This window comes from Methylobacterium sp. Leaf465, assembly GCF_001424705.1.
In the GTDB taxonomy this organism is placed as follows: Bacteria; Pseudomonadota; Alphaproteobacteria; order Rhizobiales; family Beijerinckiaceae; genus Methylobacterium.
Genome location: NZ_LMRA01000034.1, coordinates 165344 through 182181, shown reverse-complemented (window position 1 = coordinate 182181; position 16838 = coordinate 165344). Strand labels below are relative to the sequence as shown.

Sequence of the window (16838 nt, the reverse complement as noted above, 5' to 3'; positions counted from 1 at the left end):
CGGCGACGGGACGGAACGAACAACCTGCGCCGGTCCGGACCGGTTCGACCGGCCTTCAGGCGGTCTCCTGCTCGCCGAGATAATCGCGCCAGACCGCACCGCCGCCCCCGAGGGTCGCGATGAAGGCCGCGTGCCGGGTGCGCTCGGCCTCGCTGAGCCGATGGCGCAGCGGGCGCGGCCCCACCGGGACGACCTCGCCGCCATCGCCGAGGATCACCACCTCCTCGGCCTCCGTCATGGCGAGCCCGAGGCTGGTCTGCTTGCCGCCGAGGAGCTCGACATAGACCTCCGCCAGGATCTGTGCGTCGAGGAGCGCGCCGTGCTTGGTCCGCCGCGTGGTGTCGATGCCGTAGCGCGAACACAGGGCATCGAGGTTGTTGGCCGCCCCCGTATGCTTGCGGCGGGCGAGCTGCAGGGTGTCGACGACGTCGGCGAGGTCGATGGGCGGGGGCGCCGCCGCGCCGAGGCGGGCGTATTCCATGTTGAGGAAGCCGACGTCGAAGGGCGCGTTGTGGATCACCAGGGGCGAGTCGCCGCAGAAGTCGCGGAATTCGTCGACGATGTCGGCGAAGAGCGGCTTGTCGGCGAGCATGGCGTCCGAGATGCCGTGCACCGCGAAGGCGCCCTGGGAAACCGGCCGGGTCGGATTCACCAGTTTGTGGAAGACCTTGCCCGTCTGCACGTGGTTGATCAATTCGACGCAGCCGATCTCGATCAGGCGATCGCCGTTCTTGGCATCCGTGCCGGTGGTCTCGGTGTCGAGGACGATCTCACGCAGCATCGAAGGGTCCTGATCGAAGGGTCCCGGAGGCAGGGGCCGCAAGCTCCGACCTTGCGCCCTCCAGGGCCGGCGTCAAGGCGCCGCCGGCACCGATCCCGCGGTCAGTTGCCGGATGATCGACGCCACCTCGGCCTCGGCGTGGTCGAAACCCAGGCTGGTATCGAGGACGAAATCGGCGCGGGCCTGCTTCTCGGCGTCGGGCCACTGCTTGGCGCGGATCGCCTCGAAGGTCGCCGCATCCATCCCGGGCCGGGCGAGCACCCGGGCGCGCTGCACGTCGGGCGGGGCGGTGACCACCAGGACCCGGTCGCAGCGGGCCTCGCCGCCGGTCTCGAACAGGAGCGGGATGTCGAGGAGCACCAGGGGCGCTTCGGCGTGGCGGGCGAGGAAGTCCCGGGCCGCGGCCTGGGCCAGGGGATGGACCAGAGCCTCGAGGGCGGCGAGGCGCTCGGGCGCGCCGATCACCGCCTCCCGCAGGCGCGCCCGGTCGACGGCGCCGTCCGCGTCCAGGGTTCCGGGGAAGGCCGCGCCGATGGCGGCTGCCGCTGCACCGCCGGCGCCGTAGAGGGCATGCACCGCCGCATCCGCGTCGTGGACCGGCACGCCGTGGCGCGCGAACATCGCCGCGGTGGCCGACTTGCCCATGCCGATCGAGCCGGTGAGTCCGAGGATGACCGGCCGGCTCATGCGGGCGCCAGGTCGGCGACGATCCGGGCGCGCAGGGCCGGCGTCACGCCCGGGGTCGTGCGGAACCAACGGGCGAAGCCCGGCACCGCCTGGTGCAGCAGCATGCCGAGGCCATCGACGGCGGGTAGCCCCCGTGCCCGGGCCGCCGCGAGGAGGGGCGTCTCCAGGGGCGCGTAGACGATGTCGGCCACCGCCGCGTCCTCGGGCAGGGGCAGGAGGTCGAGGGCGAGGGGGGGATGGCCGACCATGCCGAGCGACGTGGTGTTCACGAGGAGCCCGGTGAGGGCCATGGCGTCCGGCAGGTCGTGCCAGGCGACGCCCTCGACCCGGGTGGGGTCGAGGGCCACCAGGGCCTCGGCCCGGGCCGGCGTCCGGTTGGCGACCCAGACCCGCGACAGGCCGCGCTCCAGGAGGCCGACCACGATGGCGCGGGCGGCGCCGCCGGCCCCGAGCACCAGGGCGGTGCCGCCGCCGCGCTCGGTCCAGCCGAGGCCCAGGCTCTGGTCGAGATGGGCGACGAAGCCGGGGGCGTCGGTGTTGTCGCCGCAGAGGCGCTCGGACCCGTCGAAGAACAGGGTGTTCACCGCCCCGATCCTCTCCGCCCGCGGCGTCAGGGATTCGACCAGCCCGAAGGCCGCCTCCTTGTGCGGGATGGTGACGTTGCCGCCGGCGAAGCCGTTCGCGCGCAGTCCGGCCAGGAAGGCCGGAAAGGCCTCCGGCGCCACGTCGATGCGCTCGTAGCGGCCGTCGATGCCGTGCTCGGCGAGCCAGTGTCCGTGGATCAGCGGCGAGCGCGAATGCGCGATGGGATGTCCGACGACGAAGGCACGGATCATACGGTGCAATCTCCGGCGAGCGCGCAGGCGGGGCCGCCCGCCTCCTCGATCTGCAGGGTGGCGTGGCCGATGCCGAAGCGGCTCCGCAGCTCTTCGGCCGTGGCGATGAGGAAGCCGTTGCCCGGATGCCCCTCCGCCATGACGAGGTGCGCCGTCAGGGCGATGTCGGTGGTGCTCATCGGCCAGATGTGGAGGTCGTGCAGGTCCGCCACGCCGGCGCGCGCCCGCAGGTAGGTACCCACCGCCGCCGGGTCGATGCCGGGGGGCACCGCCGAGAGCGACATCACCACGCTGTCCCGCAGGAGGCCCCAGGTCGCCCAGACGATGAGGCCGGCGATGACGAGGCTGACCAGCGGGTCCATCCAGGCCGCTCCCGTCAGCACGATGATGAGGCCGGTCACCACCACGCCGGCCGAGACGGCGGCGTCGGCCAGCATGTGCAGGTAGGCGCCGCGGATGTTGATGTCGCTGCCCTTGCCCGAAGCGAAGAGCCAGGCGGTGGCGCCGTTGACGAGGATGCCGAGGCCGGCGACCACCATCACGGTCAGCCCCGCCACCGGCTGCGGCTCGGGGGCGACCAGACGCACGATCGCCTCCCAGGCGATGGCGCCGGTGGCAACGAGCAGGAACACCGCATTGAACAGCGCGGCGAGGATCGAGGAGCCGCGCAGACCGTAGGTGAAGCGCGGCGTCGGGGTGCGCTTCACCAGTACAGAGGCGATCCACGCCACCAGCAGCCCGAGCACATCCGACAGGTTGTGGCCGGCATCGGCCACCAGGGCCATGGACTCGCTGGCGAAACCGTAGATCGCCTCGATGACCACGAAGGCGATGTTCAGGCTGATGCCGATGGCGAAGGCGCGCCCGAAGGTGGCCGGCGCGTGGGAATGCCCGCCATGGGAATGCCCGCCGCCCCCGTGGGAATGGCCAGCGCCATGCGCATGACCGCCTCCGTGGGAATGGCCGTGCCCGGCAGGGGCAGTGCTGGGGATAGGCGCGCGGGCATGCCCGTGATCGGCGTGGTCGTGAGGATCGTGCGCGTGCTCAGCCATCGGTCCCGCTTTCAGTCCCGCCTTGGGCCGTACCGGAGCGCCGGGCCGCCCGTGCGCGGCCGGCGCCGGCTCCCGGGTTCACCGCATCCCGGCATCCTGTGATCCCGGGATACAGGGCAGAGGCCCTCACCAGATAGCCGGTTTCACCGCCGCCAGGATCACGATCAGGATCATGAGGAGCGTCGGCACCTCGTTGAGGACGCGGTAGAACTTGTGTCCCCGCGTGTTCCGGTCGGCGGCGAAGTCCTTCACCATCCGGGCGAGCCAGCCGTGGATGCCGCTCATGGCGAGCACCAGGACGAACTTCGCCTGGAGCCAGCCGGCGGCGTAGTAGCCGCTCATCCAGGCCAGGATCAGCCCGAAGATCCAGGTGGCGATCATGGCCGGGGTCATGATCGCCTTCAGGAGACGCCGCTCCATGACCTTGAAGGTCTCGGACTGGGCCGCCGCGTGCGGCCCAGGCACCAGGGCGGCGTGGTAGACGAACAGGCGCGGCAGATAGAGCATCGCCGCCATCCAGGAGATGAGCGCGACGAGGTGCCCGGCCTTGAGCCAGAGGTAGAGCCCGTCCACGTCGGCCTCAGCCCCGCAGCCGGGCGAGCATGCGCTCGACATGGGCGATCGGCGTCTGCGGCGTGATGCCGTGGCCGAGGTTGAAGATGTGCGGCAGGCCCTCGGTGGCCGCCAGCACGCCGTCCACCGCCGCGTCGAGGGCGGCCCCGCCCTCGATCAGGGTCTCGGGATGGACGTTGCCCTGCGTCACCGTGGAGGCGGGCACCCGGGCGCGCAGGGCCTTGAGGTCCACCGACCAGTCGACGCCGACCGCGTCGGCGGCGGTCTCGGGCACCACGCGGGCATGACCCTCGAGGCCGGAGCCGCGGGCGAACACGATGATCTTCGCGCCCGGCACCCGGGCGCGGACCCCGGCGATCATCCGGGCGATGGGCTGGAGCGACCAGCGGGTCAGGGCGTCGCGGTCGTTGGATCCGGCCGAGGCGCTCTCGGGCAGCGCGCTCTCGGCGACCTCGTTGACGGACTCCTCGCTGCCGGCCGCGTCGGCACCCCGCGCGTCGGGCAGCGCGCCCGCATGCGACTCGAAGATCTGCACCGCATCCGCGCCGGCCTCGAGCTGGCGCACCAGGTATTCGGTCTGCACCGTGACGAGGCGGTCGATCAGGGCCTCCACCAGGGCGGTGTCCTGCCGGGCCAGCGCCCGGGAGGGGGCGAGGTCGGGGGTGCCGCGCCCACCGATCATGTAGCTCGCCACCGTCCAGGGCGCGCCGCAGAAGCCGAGCAGCGTGGTCTCGTGGGGCAGTTGCGCGCGCAGGCGCCGCACCGTCTCGAAGACCGGCTCCAGGTGGGCGAAGATCGCCGGATCGCCGGCCTCGCGCAGGCGCTCGAATTCCGGCCGGCCCGCCATCGGGTCGAGGCGCGGCCCCTCGCCCTCCACGAAGCGCACGTTCTGGCCGAGCGCGTCCGGGATCACCAGGATATCGGAGAACAGGATCGAGGCCTCGAAGCCGAAGCGCCGGATCGGCTGCAGCGTCACCTCGGTGGCGAAGTCGGGATTGTAGCAGAGGTCGAGGAAGGACCCGGCCTTTGCCCGGACCTCCCGGTACTCGGGCAGGTAGCGCCCGGCCTGGCGCATCATCCAGGCGGGGGGACGCGGCAAGGCCTCGCCCGCGAGAACCCGCAGGACCGCCCGGCCCCCACCCGTGCGGTCCCCTGCAACTGCCTGGCTCATCCGATCTCCCGACGTCCCATTCCCCTGTGGCCGGTATGTAGCACCGAAGCGTCGGATGTCTTCCTCCCGAAACCGCCGCGTCTCGAAAACCTCTCGCTCCCGGAAACCTCGTGCTCGTCCGGGTGTCGGAGGGGCGTTCCGGCCGTCATCCCCACACCGGCTCTCTAAAAGGAAAGAGAGATTCTAGGACTCTGTTTTTTCTTTTAGAGGGCTGGATGGCGGGAGCGGAAATTCGTCCACAGGGCGTCCCCGCGACCGCGGCGTTAATCAGCCTTTAACGGATTGGGATCAATGTCCCGGATAGGTGATGGCCCACAGTGCCTTGCCCCTGCCCGGCGGTCGCCGACCGGGCCTCGGTCCCGGATTCTCCCAAAACCGCTTGGGAATCGCGCCGGTGTGACGGTGTGTTGACGCCGGAGTCGACAAGACGGCCCGGGCGCCCGCTGGACCCTTCGGGCAAGCCGGCTTATCCACCCTTATCGACTCCCCTGACCGAGCCCGGTGGACAAGACCATGACGGGTGATCGTCATGCATCCTGGACCTCAGGCCGGAGGAGACAGCCCTTCGATGAGCCGTAGCTACTTCCACCTGCACCTCGTCTCGGATTCCACCGGCGAGACGCTCATCAACGTGGGCCGCGCGGCCGCCGCCCAGTACGAGGGCGTCTCGGCCATCGAGCACGTCTATCCCCTGGTGCGCTCCGCCGCGCAACTCGAACGGGTGATCTCCGAGATCGAGGCCGCGCCGGGGCTCGTGCTCTACACGCTGGTGGGCCACGACCTCACCGAGCGGCTGGAGGCGGCCTGCCGCGAGACCGGATCGCCCTGCCTCTCGGTGCTCCAGCCGGTGCACGCCCTGCTGCAATCCTATCTGGGGGCGGATTCGACGGCCCGGCCCGGCGCGCAGCACATGCTCAACGCCGAGTACTTCAAGCGCATCGACGCGATGAACTTCACCCTGGCCCACGACGACGGCGTCCTGCCCCTCGACGTGAACGAGGCCGACGTGATCCTCGTGGGCGTCAGCCGCACCTCGAAGACCCCGACGGCGATCTACCTCGCCAATCGCGGCCTGAAGACCGCGAACTTCCCCCTGGTGCCGGGCATGCCCCTGCCCGAGAGCCTCGAGACGGCGCGAAAGCCGCTCCTCGTCGGGCTGCTGGCCAGCCCGGAGCGCATCGTCCAGATCCGCCAGAACCGGCTCCTCAGCCTGAAGGCCGACGATTCCTCCCTCTACGTCGATCGCGGGGCCGTGGCGGACGAGATCGCCGCCTGCCGCCGCCTCTGCGCCAAGCACCGCTGGCCGACCATCGACGTGACCCGGCGCTCGATCGAGGAGACGGCGGCCGCCATCCTCGACCTGCACCGCGAGCACCGGCTGAAGTTCATCGCCTCGTGAGCGCCCCAAGCCGCCCGCGGCCCGCCTCGCCCTGGCGCGGGGATCGGCCCCTCCTCCTCGCCTCCACCAGCGCGACGCGGCGCGCGCTCCTCGAGAGCGCCGGCCTTGCCGTCGACTCCGAGAGCCCCGGGGTCGACGAGCGCGCGGTGGAGGCGGCGTGCGCCGGTCTGCCGCCCGAAGCCCTGGCCCGTCGGCTCGCCGAGGCCAAGGCGGGGGCCGTGGCGGCCCGCCGGCCCGGGCGCGTGGTCGTCGGCGCCGACCAGGTCCTGGCCTGCGACGGCACCCTGTTCCACAAGCCGGCGGACCTCGCCGCCGCCGCCGCGCAGATCGGCGCCCTCGCGGGCCGGACCCACGCGCTGCACGCGGCGGTGGCCCTGGCCGTCGACGGGGCCGTGGTCGAGAGCTTCGTCGAGACCGCGCACCTGACCATGCGGCCCCTCGATGCCGCGGCGATCGCGGCCTATGTCGATCTCGCCGGGCCCGAGCGGGTGTGCTCCAGCGTCGGCGGCTACCAGCTGGAAGGCCTCGGCATCCACCTGTTCGCGGCGGTCGCGGGCGACCAGTCCACCATCCTCGGCCTGCCGCTGCTGCCGCTCCTGGCGCGGCTGCGGGCGCGGGGCTGGCTCAGCATCTGACGTTCTGATCCCGATCGCACGAGGCCTGCTCCATGCTGACGATTCTCCGCCCGCTCTTCGGCGGCCTGCTCCTCGTCCTCGCGGCCGGCTCGGCCGAGGCCGCGAGCTTCCCCTGCGAGAAGGCGGAGGCCGCCGACGAGAAGGCGATCTGCGCCCACCTGCCCCTCAACGACCGCGACGTGGAGATGGCGACCCGCTTCGAGATCCTGCGGGCGATGCTGCCCATGGGCGGCAACGCCAAGCTGCGCGAGGACCAGGAGGCCTGGCTCACCGAGCGCCGCGCCTGCGGCGCCGACGTCGCCTGCCTGACGCAAGCCTACGAGGGCCGGCTGAAGGTCCTGCGGGCCGTGTTCGCGGAATTCGCCAAGCAGGGGCCGCTCTGAGGCCGCCCCCCCCGGCCCTCAGCCGAGCTGCCAGTCGATCGGGGCGACGCCGTGGGCCGACAGCCAGGCATTGGCGGCGTCGAAGGGGCGCGAGCCGGGAAAATCCCGCGCGCGGTTGAGCGGCGAGGGATGGCCGCATGCGACGATGCCGTGGCGGTCGGCCTCCACCAAGGCGGCGCGGGCGCGGGCCTGGGCGCCCCAGAGCAGGAACACCGCCGGCTCCGGGCGGGCCGAGACCGCCGAGACCGCCTGGTCGGTCAGGGCCGACCAGCCGTAGCGCAGGTGCGCCCCGGCCTTGCCCGCCTCCACCGTGAGGGCGGCGTTGAGGAGGAGCACGCCCTGCCGGGCCCAGGGGGTGAGGTCGCCCGTCCGGGGCTTGGCCGGCGGGACGCCCGGTTCGGCGAGCTCGGCCAGGATCACCTTGAGCGAGGCCGGGAGCCGCCGCGGGCCGACATACGAGAAGGCGAGGCCGTTGGCGTCGCCCGGCGTGGGATAGGGGTCCTGCCCCAGGATGACGACCTTCACGCGGTCGAGGGGCGTGAGCGCGAGGGCGTTGAAGACGGCCTCGGGCGCCGGCAGCACGGTGGCGCCGGCGGCGATGCGGGCGTCGATCCGGGCGGCCACCGCGTCGGCGGCGCCATCCTGGAAGAACGGCAGCGCGAGCCAGGACGAGCCCGACTTTCGGAAGCGGGCGAGGGCGTCGGCGACGGGCGTCTCGGACATCAGCGAACCAGGATGCGGCCCTCTGCGGGGGCGGGGAGCGGGGCGTTGGCGCGGATATACGCCATCACGGCATTGGCCACGAGCTGTCCGTCGGTCCGGCCGATCAGGGTCCGGCCCCGGGCGAGGTCACCGTAGCCGTTGCCGCCGTCGTACAGGAAGTTGTTCGACGCGACCGTGTAGGTCGCGTCCGGGTCGACGATGCTGCCTGCCGCGCTCAGCGACACGATCCGCTTGCCCACCGGCGCGGTGGGATCCAGGGTGACGACGAGGCCGGAGACCTGCGGGAAGCGGCCCGCCGGGTGGCCCCAATCGGCCAGCGCCCCTTCGAGGAGGGCGCGCAGGTGCGCGCCCGTCAGCGACACCAGCACGATGGTGTTGCCGAAGGGCAGCTCCGTCAGGATGTCCCGGCGGGTCAGGGTCGCGCCGGCGGGGTAGAACCGGTTGCCCCGGATGCCGCCGCCGTTCGTGATCGCGACCTGCGCTCCGGTGGACGCCCGCAAGGCATCGGCCACGAGGCTGCCGAAGCTCGCTTCGCGGACGCGCACCGCGGCGATGCGGCTGTCGAGGGGGGCGCGGGTCACGCCCACCGGCACGTCGAGTTCCCGTGACAGCGCGCCCTGGAGGCGCTGCACCTCCGCCAGGGTCTCGGGATCGGGGGTGACCTGGGCCGAGTCGTGGATGCGGAAGCTCGGGCGCCAGTCCACGCGCCGGTCCCGCCCGGTGCCGGTCACCGTCGCGGTCACGTCGATGGCGGTGACGTAATGGGCGTCGAAGCTCGATTCCGCCATCACGGTCTGGCCGTCGTAGCGAACCACGAGGTCGTGGTCGTGGCCCGAGAGCAGGATGTCGACGAGGCGGGCGGCCACGATGGCGTCGTCGGTGGCCCGGGCCGTGTGGCAGACGCCCACCACGAGGTCGACGCCCGCCTCCCGCAGGGCCTGGACCTCGCGGGCCAGGGTCTCGATCTCGGGGGCGAAGCGCAGGTCGCCCGCCTGCGATTTCTCCGGCGTGCTCGCCAGCGCGATCCCCACCACGCCGACCCGGATGCCCCCGAGGGTGACCACCATTCGGTCGCGCACGCCCGCCAGCGGCCGGCCCGCCCCGTCGCGCAGGTTGGCCGCCAGGACGGGGAAGCTCGCCTCGCCCATCCGCTCGGCGAAGGTCGCCGGGCCGAAATCGAACTCGTGGTTGCCGGGCACGAACACGTCGGGCGGCGCGCGGTTGAGGAGCTCGACGATGTGGGCGCCGCGGTCGAAGCCCGACAGCAGCGACGGCGAGAGGGTGTCGCCCGCATGGGCGTAGAGCATCGGCACGCCCCGGGCCCGCTCGGCCTTCACGATGGCGGCGAGGCGCGCGAACCCGCCTCGGCCGTCGACCTCGGCCATCTGATAGAGGTCGTTGACGAGGAGCAGGCTGAAGGTCGGTTCGGGTGTCGCCGCGGGCGCGGCCTCGGCCGGGCAGCCCAGAGCGATGGCGAGACCGGCCCCGAGGCCGAGGGTTTGGCGGCGGTTCGGCGGCGTCCTGGGGGGGTTCGTCACGGCGGCGTCTCGGGTGTCGGGCGGGCGGCCGGATGCCGCCGCCTGACTCCGCGTTCTAGGACGCCGTTCACGAAGGGGCTACGACGGCCGCGACCCGCGCGCGGCCGCCTCAGCGGGAGACGAAGGTGTCGCGCACCGCCTTGGCGTTGCGGCGGACCATCGGCCAGAGCCAGGCGCCGGAGGCCAGGAAGACGGCGGGCGGCATCGGCTTCAGCGCCACGGCCAGGCGTTCGGCGAGGCCGGGATTGGCCAGGGCCGCGGGCGGGGCGTCGGTCTTGGCATAGACCACCGCGGTGTTCTCGCGCGGGTAGTCCGGATGCGGCACGAGGCCGGCCCGGCGGGCGGTGAGGTCGAAGGTCTCGCGCACGAAGCCGTGGACATGGGCGAAGTGGAAGCGCTCGTGCGCCGGCTTGCCCGTGGTGGCCATGTCGGGCACGGCGGCGAAGAGCACGCCGTCCGGCTTCAGCCAGCGGGACAGGCGCTCCATCACGTCGGCGGGGTCGCGCAGGTGTTCCAGCACGTGCCGGGTGGTGACGACGTCGAAATACCCCTCGGGGAAGCGCGCATCCTCGTCGGCGTCGTCCAGCACCTCGACGCCGTGATGGGCGCGGGCGTAGTTGGCATAGTCCCGCCCCGGCTCGACGCCGATCGCCTCGCAGCCCTTCGCGCGGGCCTCGGCCAGGAACTCGCCCGACCCGGAACCGAAATCGAGCACGCGGGCGCCCGGCTTCAGCTTGGGCGCCAGGAGGCCGGCGCGGAAGGCGGCCTCGCGAGCGGAGCGCTTGAGGTGGACCCGCGGCGGGCCGCCCGCGAAGGCGAGCTGATAATCGGCCCGGTAGGCGCTGGCGTAGTAGTCCGCGAGCTCGGCCGGCGTCGGCATCGGGTCGGTGCGGATCAGGCCGCACTGGCGGCAGGCGATGGATTTCAGCGTCTTCAGCCGGCGGTCGCTCTCGGCCACCACCACGGACTCCGCGGAGCCGCAGAGATTGCAGGCGGTCGGCCCCCCCGTATAGGGATAACCCGTGAAGGGCATGAAGTGGTTGAGGAAGTACCGGGGAGACGGCATGTCGCGCCTTCATCCATCGTGTGGTCGCTGGAAGGCTCCGTGCTCTAGATAGATATCCCCAACGACACAACCTTTCTGAACCCGCCGCTCTCAAGCGCTCACCTCCAGGGCGATACGGAAACCCGATGAACGAACGCGTCGCACCGCCGCTCCCGCAGGACGGACTGTCGCTCCCGACCCAGACGGGCGGACCCGGAAGCGCTCCCGGACCGGTTCCGGGATCCGCCCCCGGACCCGCACCGGGACAAGCCTCCCTGCCGGCCGAGCATCCGCCGGTGCGCTGGGGCCGGGTCGGCGTCCTCCTGATGAATCTCGGGACGCCGGAGGGCACGAGCTACTGGCCGATGCGCCGCTACCTCAAGGAATTCCTCTCCGACCGCCGGGTGATCGAGGTGCCGCGCCTGATCTGGTGGCCGCTCCTCAACCTCGTCATCCTGACGAAGCGCCCGGGGCCGAAGGGCCGCGACTACGCCAGCGTGTGGAACAACGAGCGCGACGAGGGCCCCCTGAAGACGATCACCCGCGGCCAGGCCGAGCGCCTGCAGGCGGCCATGGGGGATTCGGTCGTGGTCGACTGGGCGATGCGCTACGGCAAGCCGGAGGTCTCCGTGCGGATCCAGGCCCTGCTCGACCAGGGCTGCGACCGCATCCTCCTGGTGCCGCTCTATCCGCAATACGCCGCCGCGACCTCGGCCACGGCCTGCGACCAGGCCTTCAAGGCCCTGATGCAGATGCGCTGGCAGCCGACGGTGCGCGTCTCGCCGCCCTATCACGACGACCCCGTCTACATCGACGCGATGGCGACCTCGATCCGCGAGGGCCTGGCCAAGCTCGACTTCGAGCCCGAGGTGATCCTGACCTCGTTCCACGGGGTGCCGAAGAGCTACCTCCTCAAGGGCGACCCCTATCATTGCCAGTGCGTGAAGACCGGGCGCCTGATCCGCGAGGCGCTGGGATTCTCGACGGAGAAGATGCGCACCACCTTCCAGTCGCGCTTCGGCAACGAGGAATGGCTGCGGCCCTACACCGACGAGACGGTGCAGACCCTCGCCAAGAGCGGCGTCAAGCGCATGGCGATCGTGGCGCCCGGCTTCACCGCCGACTGCCTCGAGACCCTGGAGGAGCTCGACGGCGAGAACCGGCACTACTTCGAGGACAATGGCGGCGAGCAGTTCGCCTACATCCCCTGCCTGAACGACAGCGACCTCGGCATGACGGTGATCGAGACCGTGGTCCGGCGCGAATTGCAGGGCTGGGTCTAGCGTTCCGGGCCGGACGGCAGCGCCGAAAGCCATCGCCAAGAGCAGGCCCGGTTGCTACTAGAGCCCGCGACGAGGCGGCAGGCGAGACGATGACGAGACCGGAGGCAGGCGGGGGCACCGCGGGCGAACGATCGCAGGAGCACCTGCGCCTGCTCGCCTATTTCCAGGAGGCCGGCTACGGCGCCGTGACGCCGCCTGTGCTGCAGCCGGTGGAGCCGTTCCTCGAACTGTCCGGCGAGGACATCCGCCGGCGCATCTTCGTGACCCAGGACGCTGCGGGCAGCGAGCTCTGCCTGCGCCCGGAATTCACGATTCCGGTCTGCCGCCACCACCTTGCGCATGCCCCGAAGTTTTCCGCGCCCAAGGACCCGCAGGGGGCCGACTACAGCTACCTCGGACCCGTCTTCCGGCTCGCCGGCGACGAGCCGGACGAGTTCCTCCAGGCCGGCATCGAGTCGGTCGGGCGCACCGACACGCCGGCCGCCGACGCGGAGGTGATCGGCCTCGCCCTCGAGGGCCTTGCCCTGCTCGGGCGCAGCGACGTCGCCGTCCGCCTCGGCGACATGGGTCTCGTCGACGCCCTGCTGGACGCCCTCAGCGTGCCGCCCACCGCCAAGCGCCGCACCCTGCGGGCGCTGGCCGCCGGCCGTTCCCTCGACGCGGTCACCAACGGCCTGCGCACGGAAGACCCCCATGCGGGTCTCCTCGCCGCGATCCAGGGCCAGGATCCGAAGGGGGTTCGCGCCTTCGTGGAGGACGTGCTGTCGATCGCGGGCATCTCGCGGGTCGGCGGCCGCAGCGCCGGCGAGATCGCCGAGCGCTTCCTCGCCAAGGCCTCCGCGCAGGCGAGTGGGGGTTCCGGACTCAACCCCGAGAACCGCGCGCTCATCGATCGCTATCGCGCCATCGAGGGCGATCCCGACAGCGCCGCCGCCGCGGTGCGGGCCCTGGTGCAGGAGGCCGGCCTCGACCATCCGCCCCTCGACGCGGCCCTCGACCTGTTCGAGGAGCGCACCGGCTTCATGGCCGCCCGCGGCCTGGCCGTGGAGAACTTCCGCTTCTCCGGCGGCTTCGCCCGCAACCTCGACTACTATACCGGCTTCATCTTCGAGGGCACGGCGCCCGATGCGCCGAAGCTGCCCCTGGTGGGCGGCGGCCGCTACGACGGCCTGCTCCAGCACCTCGGGAGCCCCGTGCCCGTGCCTGCCGTCGGTTGCGCCGTCTGGCTCTCGCGGGTCGTCGCGGACGCCCCCACCGCGAAGGACGCGACCGTTGGCTGAACCGGATTCCCTCGTCCTCGCGGTTCCCTCCAAGGGCCGGCTGCAGGAGAACGCCGCCGCCTTCTTCGCCCGGGCCGGCCTCAAGCTCGCCCAGAACACCGGCGCGCGCGACTACCGCGGAAAGCTCGTGGGCGTGCCGGGCGTCGAGGTGCGCTACCTCTCGGCTTCCGAGATCGCGGCCCAGCTCGCCAGCGGGGCGGCCCATCTCGGCATCACCGGCGAGGACCTGATCCGCGAGTCGCTGCCCGACGCCCGCGGCCAGGTCGAGCTGCTGACGCCCCTCGGCTTCGGCCAGGCCACCGTGGTGGTCGCCGTGCCCCAGGCCTGGATCGACGTCCGCGCCATGAGCGACCTCGACGAGGTCGCCGCCGAGATGCGGGTCCGCCACGGCAAGCGCCTGCGCATCGCCACGAAGTACATCAACCTCACCCGCCGCTTCTTCGCCGAGCACGGCGTGGCGGATTACCGCATCGTCGAGAGCCTGGGCGCCACCGAGGGGGCGCCGGCGGCGGGTTCGGCCGAGATCATCGTCGACATCACCACCACGGGGGCGACGCTGGCCGCCAACGCCCTGAAGATCCTAGAGGACGGGATCATCCTGCGCTCGGAGGCGAACCTCGTCGCCTCCCTGAACGCTCCCTGGGGCGAGCCCCAGCGCCGGGCCCTGCGCGCCGTCCTCGGCCGCATCCAGGCGGAGGAGCGCGCCCGCACCACCCGCGAGGTCCGCGCCGCCATGCCCGACGACGGCGACATCGATCTCGCCGGCATCGCCGCCCTGCACGACGCGGCCCTGCCCTACGGCGCGCCCGAGGGCCGCGGCGAGATGGTGCTGCACTGCCCCGTCGATGCCGTGTTCGACCTCGCCGACGCCCTGGTGAAGGCCGGGGCGGGCGCCGTGAACGTGCGCAAGATCGACTATGCCTTCACGCCGGACAATCCGCTGATGGACCGGCTGCTGAGCCGGCTCGGCTGAGACTCGCGGTGGGGCCGGCGTTTGACGCGTCGCGCCCGGGGCCTATCTCAGCGCGCAAGCGGAGCGCGAAGCCTCCGCGCCTGAGGAAACCCCACGCATGTTAGCTCGTCTCCCGCAGGCCGCAGGCCGCGTCGCTTGCCTCGCCACCAGTCTCGCCCTGCCGCTCGCCGCGCAGGCCCAGATCCGCAACGCGCCCGCGCCGCGGGCCCTGGAATTCGCCGCCTACATCTTCGCCGCCGCCAATGTCTGCGGCTACCGCATCGGCACGGAGGAGTTCGACGCCCTCCTCGAGAAGCAGAACGTGCGCGCCGCCGACGTCAGCCCCCGCGGACCGTTCGGCGGGCGGGTGCAGACCATGTTCGCCCTGATGTCGAACCAGATGCAGCTCAACCGCGAGACGGCCTGCATCGCGGTCGCGGGGGAGTACGGTCCCGAGGGCAGCATCAGCAAGAACGTTCTCCTGCCCGCTCCGCCCTCCGAAGCGCCCGCCGCCGGCGCCTCCCCGGGCGAGACCAAGCCCGGCGAGGTCAAGCCGGCACAGTAAGGGCCCGCCGGCCGGCCCTGGGGACCGGTCCGGGACGAGGCCCGAGGCCGGGACACCCGCCCGCATTCGCGTTTTCGAGCCGAATCCCCTATATCGGACCCATCCCAAGTCCGAAGGTTCATCCAGATCATGGCGACGGCGTCGTTCGACACCGCCCGGCGCGACGCGAGCGCCGTCCCCGCAATCGAGAAGCTGCCCGAGTTCGAGCCGCAGGCGGCCCCTCTCGGGCGCGCCTCCCTCGTGGGGCTCACCCGCGAGCAGCTAAAGGCCCGGCTCGGCGCCATCGGCGTCTCCGAGCGCGAGCAGCGCATGCGCTCGGGCCAGATCTGGCACTGGCTCAACGTGCGCGGCGCCAAGGCCTTCGACGAGATGACCAATGTGGGCAAGGGCCTGAAGGGCCAGCTCGCCGAGGCCTACACCCTCGACCGGCCCGAGGTGGTCACCGAGCAGGTGTCCCGCGACGGCACGCGCAAGTGGCTCATGCGCATGGCCCCCACGGGCAAGCACGACCACAACCGCGGCGCCGAGATCGAGTGCGTCTACATCCCGGGGCGCGGGCGCGGCACCCTCTGCGTCTCGAGCCAGGTCGGCTGCACCCTCACCTGCTCGTTCTGCCACACCGGCACGCAGCGCCTCGTGCGCAACCTGACGGCGGCCGAGATCACCGCGCAGCTCGTCGTCGCCCGCGACCACCTCAACGACTGGGCCGGCCAGAATCCGACCGCCCCCGGCGCCGACGAGACCCGGCGCAAGGTCACCAACATCGTCTTCATGGGCATGGGCGAGCCCCTCTACAATCTCGACAACGTCGTCGACGCCGTCGGCGTGATGGCCGACCAGGAGGGCCTCGGCCTCTCCCGCCGGCGCATCACCGTCTCGACCTCCGGCGTGGTGCCGCAGATGCAGCGCCTCGGCGACGAGGCCCACGCCATGCTGGCGATCTCCCTGCACGCGGTGCGCGACGACCTCCGCGACACCCTCGTGCCCCTGAACCGCAAGTACCCGCTCGCCGAGCTGCTGGCCGCCTGCCGGTCCTATCCCGGCCTGAACAACGCCCGCCGCATCACCTTCGAGTACGTGATGCTGAAGGGCGTGAACGACAGCGACGCCGACGCGCGCGAGCTGGTGCGCCTGCTCAAGGGCATCCCGGCCAAGATCAACCTGATCCCGTTCAATCCCTGGCCGGGCAGCGCCTACGAATGCTCGGACTGGGACCGCATCGAACAGTTCTCGGACATCATCTACGAAGCCGGCTACGCCTCACCCGTGCGCACCCCGCGCGGCCGCGACATCCTGGCCGCCTGCGGTCAGCTGAAGAGCGAGACCGAGAAGCTGCGGGCCCGGGCCCGGATGATGCTGGAGGACGGCATCGGCGCCGAGGGCGTCTATGCGGGCGCCGACGACGGCGACGAAGATTGAGGGGTGCGTCTCCTCGGCGACCTGTTCATCGCGAGCCTCGCCCTGGTCCTGGCGATCCCGTGCGGGGCGGCCGTTCTGGCCCTCGGCGCGATGCTCGACCCGGCCACCAGCGAGACCCTGTCCCGCCTCGGCCTCGTCGGGCTGTTCTCCGGGTTGACCGACCTCGCCTCCGGGATTGGTCCCGAGACCCTGCTGTTCGCGCTCGCCGCCATCGCCCGCGCGCTGTTCGTGCTCCTGGTGGTGCCGCCGGTCCTGGTGGCCGTCCTCGGGGCGGTCCTGGGCTGGCGCGCCGCCAGCTGGTACGGCGCCGGGACCGGTCTCCTCACCGCCTCCGTGCCCTGGCTCGCCCGCGGCCTGTCGCGCAGCGGGGCGAGCGCCGAGACCCTGGCGCTGGAGGGGCGCATCACCGCGGTGCTGTTCCTCACCGGCGCGGCGTCGGGCCTCGTCTACTGGTTGATCGCGGCGCGCCATCGCGGCGCGCCCGTCCTCCCGCCCCGCGACAACGGACGCGCCTGA

General features: G+C 72.1%; 18 protein-coding genes. 9 read left to right on the top strand and 9 right to left on the bottom strand.

Annotation, left to right across the window (positions count from 1 at the left end):
- Window positions 1-55 precede the first annotated feature (55 nt).
- From dnaQ to ASG51_RS15945, 6 genes are all read right to left on the bottom strand, one after another.
- Window positions 56-781, bottom strand: a complete 726-nt coding sequence (gene dnaQ / locus ASG51_RS15970; protein WP_056381836.1) for a DNA polymerase III subunit epsilon — start codon at window positions 779-781, stop codon at window positions 56-58.
- Between the two features lie 72 nt (window positions 782-853).
- A complete protein-coding gene (gene coaE / locus ASG51_RS15965) occupies window positions 854-1468 on the bottom strand; it encodes a dephospho-CoA kinase (RefSeq protein WP_056381835.1) in 615 nt (204 codons plus the stop codon).
- On the bottom strand, window positions 1465-2304 hold the full coding sequence (locus ASG51_RS15960; RefSeq protein WP_056351868.1) for a shikimate dehydrogenase: 840 nt from the start codon (window positions 2302-2304) through the stop codon (window positions 1465-1467). The genes coaE and ASG51_RS15960 overlap by 4 nt, the downstream gene beginning before the upstream one ends.
- On the bottom strand, window positions 2301-3356 hold the full coding sequence (locus ASG51_RS15955) for a cation diffusion facilitator family transporter (protein WP_082514040.1): 1056 nt from the start codon (window positions 3354-3356) through the stop codon (window positions 2301-2303). The genes ASG51_RS15960 and ASG51_RS15955 overlap by 4 nt, the downstream gene beginning before the upstream one ends.
- Before the next feature lie 126 nt (window positions 3357-3482).
- Window positions 3483-3971: a protoporphyrinogen oxidase HemJ gene (gene hemJ, locus ASG51_RS15950; RefSeq protein WP_056381833.1), complete on the bottom strand. Its 489-nt coding sequence runs from the start codon at window positions 3969-3971 to the stop codon at window positions 3483-3485.
- Window positions 3937-5100, bottom strand: coding sequence for a uroporphyrinogen decarboxylase (locus ASG51_RS15945; RefSeq protein ID WP_056381831.1), 1164 nt, complete (start codon window positions 5098-5100; stop codon window positions 3937-3939). Before ASG51_RS15945 ends, hemJ begins: the two co-directional genes overlap by 35 nt.
- Window positions 5101-5668: 568 nt before the next feature.
- Between ASG51_RS15945 and ASG51_RS15940 the strand changes: the two genes are divergently transcribed.
- Genes ASG51_RS15940 through ASG51_RS15930 form a run of 3 tightly spaced genes read left to right on the top strand, consistent with a single transcriptional unit; the run spans window position 5669 to window position 7517 of the window.
- The gene (locus tag ASG51_RS15940; protein WP_056218528.1) at window positions 5669-6499 is read left to right on the top strand and encodes a pyruvate, water dikinase regulatory protein; all 831 of its coding nucleotides are present in this window, start codon (window positions 5669-5671) and stop codon (window positions 6497-6499) included.
- Window positions 6496-7134: a Maf family protein gene (locus ASG51_RS15935; protein ID WP_056381829.1), complete on the top strand. Its 639-nt coding sequence runs from the start codon at window positions 6496-6498 to the stop codon at window positions 7132-7134. Before ASG51_RS15940 ends, ASG51_RS15935 begins: the two co-directional genes overlap by 4 nt.
- A 32-nt stretch (window positions 7135-7166) precedes the next feature.
- Window positions 7167-7517, top strand: coding sequence for a lysozyme inhibitor LprI family protein (locus ASG51_RS15930; RefSeq protein WP_056381828.1), 351 nt, complete (start codon window positions 7167-7169; stop codon window positions 7515-7517).
- A gap of 18 nt (window positions 7518-7535) precedes the next feature.
- Here the strand turns inward: ASG51_RS15930 and ASG51_RS15925 are convergent, their stop codons facing one another.
- From ASG51_RS15925 to ASG51_RS15915, 3 genes are all read right to left on the bottom strand, one after another.
- Window positions 7536-8240 carry a uracil-DNA glycosylase gene (locus ASG51_RS15925; RefSeq protein WP_056381826.1) on the bottom strand — a complete coding sequence of 235 codons (705 nt, stop codon included), beginning with the start codon at window positions 8238-8240 and terminating at the stop codon, window positions 7536-7538.
- Entirely contained in the window at window positions 8240-9778 is a 1539-nt protein-coding gene (locus ASG51_RS15920; RefSeq protein WP_056381824.1) for a bifunctional UDP-sugar hydrolase/5'-nucleotidase, read from the bottom strand. The genes ASG51_RS15925 and ASG51_RS15920 overlap by 1 nt, the downstream gene beginning before the upstream one ends.
- 109 nt (window positions 9779-9887) lie before the next feature.
- On the bottom strand, window positions 9888-10844 hold the full coding sequence (locus ASG51_RS15915) for a class I SAM-dependent methyltransferase (RefSeq protein WP_056276354.1): 957 nt from the start codon (window positions 10842-10844) through the stop codon (window positions 9888-9890).
- Between the two features lie 125 nt (window positions 10845-10969).
- Between ASG51_RS15915 and hemH the strand changes: the two genes are divergently transcribed.
- The 6 genes from hemH to ASG51_RS15885 all read left to right on the top strand — a co-directional run bounded on the left by hemH (window position 10970) and on the right by ASG51_RS15885 (window position 16838).
- On the top strand, window positions 10970-12106 hold the full coding sequence (hemH, locus tag ASG51_RS15910) for a ferrochelatase (protein WP_244472679.1): 1137 nt from the start codon (window positions 10970-10972) through the stop codon (window positions 12104-12106).
- An 89-nt stretch (window positions 12107-12195) separates the two neighbouring features.
- Window positions 12196-13386 carry an ATP phosphoribosyltransferase regulatory subunit gene (locus tag ASG51_RS15905; protein ID WP_056381821.1) on the top strand — a complete coding sequence of 397 codons (1191 nt, stop codon included), beginning with the start codon at window positions 12196-12198 and terminating at the stop codon, window positions 13384-13386.
- Window positions 13379-14359: an ATP phosphoribosyltransferase gene (hisG, locus tag ASG51_RS15900; RefSeq protein ID WP_056218509.1), complete on the top strand. Its 981-nt coding sequence runs from the start codon at window positions 13379-13381 to the stop codon at window positions 14357-14359. Before ASG51_RS15905 ends, hisG begins: the two co-directional genes overlap by 8 nt.
- A 97-nt stretch (window positions 14360-14456) precedes the next feature.
- On the top strand, window positions 14457-14903 hold the full coding sequence (locus ASG51_RS15895) for a hypothetical protein (RefSeq protein WP_056381820.1): 447 nt from the start codon (window positions 14457-14459) through the stop codon (window positions 14901-14903).
- Window positions 14904-15032: 129 nt separating this feature from the next.
- Window positions 15033-16322 (top strand): 23S rRNA (adenine(2503)-C(2))-methyltransferase RlmN, encoded by a 1290-nt coding sequence (gene rlmN / locus ASG51_RS15890; RefSeq protein WP_056276363.1) that lies wholly within the window; start codon window positions 15033-15035, stop codon window positions 16320-16322.
- 3 nt (window positions 16323-16325) lie between these two features.
- Window positions 16326-16838, top strand: coding sequence for a hypothetical protein (locus tag ASG51_RS15885; RefSeq protein ID WP_056381818.1), 513 nt, complete (start codon window positions 16326-16328; stop codon window positions 16836-16838).